Raw genomic sequence first — 4,201 nt, forward strand, 5'->3', positions numbered from 1 at the left:
GTGTATCTGGCCGGTCCCGGTCTGGCCCGCGGCTACCTGGGCCGCCGGGATCTGACCGCCGAGCGCTTCGTGGCCTGCCCGTATGCCGACGGGGGGCGCATGTACCGCACCGGCGACCTCGCCAAATGGAGCGGGGAGGGGCTGTTGCACTTCCGGGGCCGCGCGGACGAACAGGTCAAGATCCGTGGCTTCCGCATCGAACTCGGCGAGATCGAGTCCGTCATCGCCGCCCACGAACACATCGCCCGGGCGGCCGTCGTCGTCCGCGAAGACCAGCCCGGCGACCCCCGTCTGATCGCCTACGCCGTCCCCGTCGAAGGCGGCGGCCTTGACCCCGCCGCCGTGCGGGAGTTCGCCGCCGCCCGGCTGCCCGAGTACATGGTTCCGGCCATGGTGATGGCGCTCGACGCGCTGCCGCTGACCCCCAACGGCAAGCTGCACAAGTCCGCCCTGCCCGCGCCGGGCTACGCCAACCTGGTCTCGGCGCAGGCGGCGCAGGGCGAACTGCAGGAGACGCTGTGCGTCCTGTTCGCCGAGGTGCTGGGCCTGGAGCGGGTCGGTCCTGACGACAACTTCTTCGACCTGGGCGGCAACTCGGCCCTGGCGATGCGGCTGGCGGGACGGGTGCGTACCGAACTCGGCGCCGAGCTGAGCATCCGGCAGTTCTTCGGCGCCTCGACCCCGGTCGGCGTGGAGCGGCTGCTCGGCGCCAAGCTGCGGCCGCCGTTGCGGGCGGTGGAACAGCGGCCCGCCGAACTGCCCGCCTCTGTGTACCAGCAGCGCATCTGGCAGGCGGAACGGGCGGCCGGCGCAGGCGCGACGAGCAACCTGGCCGCCGCGCTGCGGCTGGAGGGCGAGTTGGACGTGCCGGCACTGCAAGCGGCGCTGGCCGATGTGGTGGCGCGCCATGAGCTGTTGCGTACACGGTTTTGGCAGAGCCCGCAGGGCACGCTGGTGCAGCAGCTGCCCGAGGCCGGCGACGACGTCGTACCCGCCGGGCCGGAGCTGCTGCCGGCGAGCGAGGACGAACTGCCCGGGCTGCTGGCGTCCCGTATGGGACAGCGCTTCGACCTGTCCCGGCAGATGCCCTGGGCGCAGCATCTCTTCAGGCTCTCGGCCACCGAGCATGTGCTGCTCCTGGTCATCCACCCGATCGCGGCGGACGAGTCCTCGGTGAATCTGCTGATCCGCGACCTCGCGGCCGCCTACGGGGCACGCCGCGAAGGACGGGCGTCGGAACGGGCGCCGCTGCCCCTGCAGTTCGCCGACTACGCGCTCTGGGAGCGCGAGCTGCTCAAGGGCGAGGAGGAGGCACAGAGCCTGGTCGCCGATCAGCTCGAGTACTGGAGGGCCGCCTGGGCCGACGCCCCGCCGCGGACCGGACCGCCGACGGACCGGGAGCCGGCGGCCGGGCCGGACCGGCGCACCGCATCCATCCCGATCCGGATCCCGGCGGACACCCACGCCCAGCTCCTTGACGCGGCCGACGCCGCCGGCGCGACCACGTTCACGGCGGTGCATGCCGCGCTCGCGCTGCTGCTCTCCCGGCTCGGCGCCGGCACGGACCTGCTCCTTGGCACCGTACTGCCCCGGCCGGACGGGGAGGAGAGCCTGGAAGGCGTGGTCGGGCCGCTGTCCGGGCTGCTGTCGCTGCGCCTGGACACCCACGGCAACCCGGCCTTCCGCACCCTGGTCAAGCGGGCCAGGGAGGCCTACCAGGAAGCGCTGCAGAACCAGGACGTGCCCTTCGACCGGCTGGTGGAACGCCTTGAGCCGAGGTCGAGCGGGGACCATCACCCCGTCTTCCAGATACTCCTCGACGTACGCGACGACATCGCCGAGAAATGGGAGGACGCGGGGCTGCCGGGTCTGGCCACCACCAGGCTGCCGCTGCCGCCCCAGAACTCCGCGCTGGACCTGCGGCTCACCCTGACCGAGAGCTTCGAGGACTACGGGGACCCGGACGGCATCGTCGGCAGCCTGGACTACGCCGTCGGCCTCTTCGACGAGCCGCAGGCCGCCGCCTTCGCCCGCCGGCTGGTGCGGGTGCTGGAGCAGGCCGCGAAGGATCCGCAGCGCCCGATCGGCACACTCGATCTCCTTGACGAGGACGAGCGGGCCCTGACCGAGCGGCCGGCGGCCGTGCCCGGAGAGCAGGGCACGGACGAGCGGTGGCCGGACGGCACCCGCGCCCACCTGCTGGACTTCTACCTCCGTCCGGTCCCGCCGGGCGCCCTGGGCGAGGTATACGTCACCGGCCCGGCGCTCGCGCACCGCTGCCCGGACGCATCCGGGCAGATGGGCAGCCGCCTCGTCGCCAGCCCCTTCGGCCGCCGCGGCGAACGGATGCTGCGCACCGGCCAGTGGGCCCGGCGCGAAGCCTCCGGCCTGCTGCGGCCGCACGCCGCGGGCGACCCGGACCGGCACCGGCGCGACGGCGTCGGCCGACGCACCGTCACCAACTCCGAGGACCTGGGGGTGCTGCTGTCGCTGCGCGCCGAGGGCGATCGCCGGCCGCTGTTCTGCATTCACCACGGCACCGGCCTGAGCTGGAGTTACGCCACCTTGCTGCCGCACCTTCCGGCCGACCTGCCGATGTATGGCATCCAGGCGCGCGGCCTGGCCGGCCCGGAGCCGCTGCCGCAGAGCATGGAAGAGATGGTCGACGACTACATCGCCCAGATGCGCAGCGTGCAGCCGCACGGTCCCTACCGGCTGACCGGCTGGTCCTTCGGCGGTGTCGTCGCGCAGGCCATCGCGTGCCGTCTCGAGGAACGGGGCGAGCAGGTCGATCTGCTCGCGCTGCTGGACGCCTATCCCTACCGGGACGTCGGATCCGTCGGCAGCGACCAGGAGGGCGGCTTCGGTCCGGTGGACGGCAGGGGCAGCTGGGACGAGGACAGCGGCGCCGGTCCCGGCCGGGACGTGGAGGCGCGCGGGGCGCAGCTGGAGAACATGCGGGAGGTCATCATGAACATCGTCGGCCTCATCCGCGACCACACCCCGCGCCGCTTCGGCGGCGACCTGCTGGTGTTCGTGGCCACCGAGCGGCGCACCGAGAAGCTCCTGGCCACCGAGGCCATCGCGAGCTGGCGCCCCTACGTTGCCGGGAACATCGAGACGCACGAGGTCACCTCCAGCCACGAGGACATGCTCGAATCCGCGCACCGGTCCGGCATCGGCCGCGTGCTCACCGCGAAGATCCGTGCCGGAAGGGGCAAGTGAGATGGCAGCGGAGAAGTCCTTCGACATCATCCCGAACCATGTGCGCGAGGGAATGGAACCGCCGCCGGGCCTGGAGGCGATGAGCGAGCGGACGCCGCTGCTCGAGGACACCGGGCCGGGACTGATCAGCTGGGTCGCCACGGGACGGGACGAAGTACGCGAGATCCTCGGCGATGCCCGCTGCCGCTTCTCCACCCGGCCGCCGGCCGACAGCGAGGAACAGTCACGGGAGATCACCCAGATCGGCAATCCGCTGATGCACGACCCGCCGGAGCACACCCGGCTGCGCAAAATGCTGGCGCCGGAGTTCACGCTGCGCCGGATGCGCCGGATCGAACCGCAGGTCGAGCGGATCGTCGAGGACCGCCTCGACGTCATGCAACGGGCCGGAAGCCCGGCCGACTTCATGCGGCACTTCGCCTGGCCCATCCCCGGCCTGGTCGGCTGCACGCTCCTCGGTATCCCCCGCGACGACCAGGCGGAACTCGCCCGCCACCTCGACCTCAGCCGGCGCGACAACCGCGGCTGGCGGGCCCGCCGCGCCTCCGCCAAGGCCTTCGACGACTATCTGGCCCGCTACGTCGCCACCAAGCGCCGCGACCCGGGCGACGACCTCGTCAGCGGCCTGGTCAAGGAGCACGGCCCGGAGGTGACCGACAAGGAACTGGTAGGCCTGGCCGCCTCCGTCATGGCCGCCGGGATCGAGAACATGGTCGGCATGCTGGGCCTGGGCATCCTGGCGCTGCTCGACCACCCCGACCAACTCGCCGTGCTGCGCGCGAAACCCGAGCTGATGGACCGGGCGGTGGAGGAACTGCTGCGCTACGCCACCGTCGTCGCGGTCGCCTCACCGCGCACCGCGCTGACGGAGGTGAGCATCGGCGAGCACACCATCAAGCCCGGGCAGGTCGTCTCCTGCTCGCTGCTTGCCGTCAACCGCGCCCAACCGGACGAGACCGCCCGCGACGGCCTCGAC

Annotated in this window: 2 protein-coding genes; both read left to right on the forward strand. The window is 72.4% G+C overall.

Features of this window, described 5'->3' with window-relative positions:
• Nucleotides 1-3,225, forward strand: a 3,225-nt coding sequence (locus tag ACQKIP_RS41290; protein WP_427745360.1) for a condensation domain-containing protein, incomplete at its 5' end; no start/stop codon positions are given.
• Between the two features lies 1 nt (nucleotide 3,226).
• Nucleotides 3,227-4,201 (forward strand): cytochrome P450 (locus ACQKIP_RS41295; RefSeq protein WP_427745361.1); only part of this gene is annotated, 975 nt, incomplete at its 3' end.

Source organism: Streptomyces sp. NPDC059900 (assembly GCF_050270335.1).
Lineage (GTDB): Bacteria > Actinomycetota > Actinomycetes > Streptomycetales > Streptomycetaceae > Streptomyces.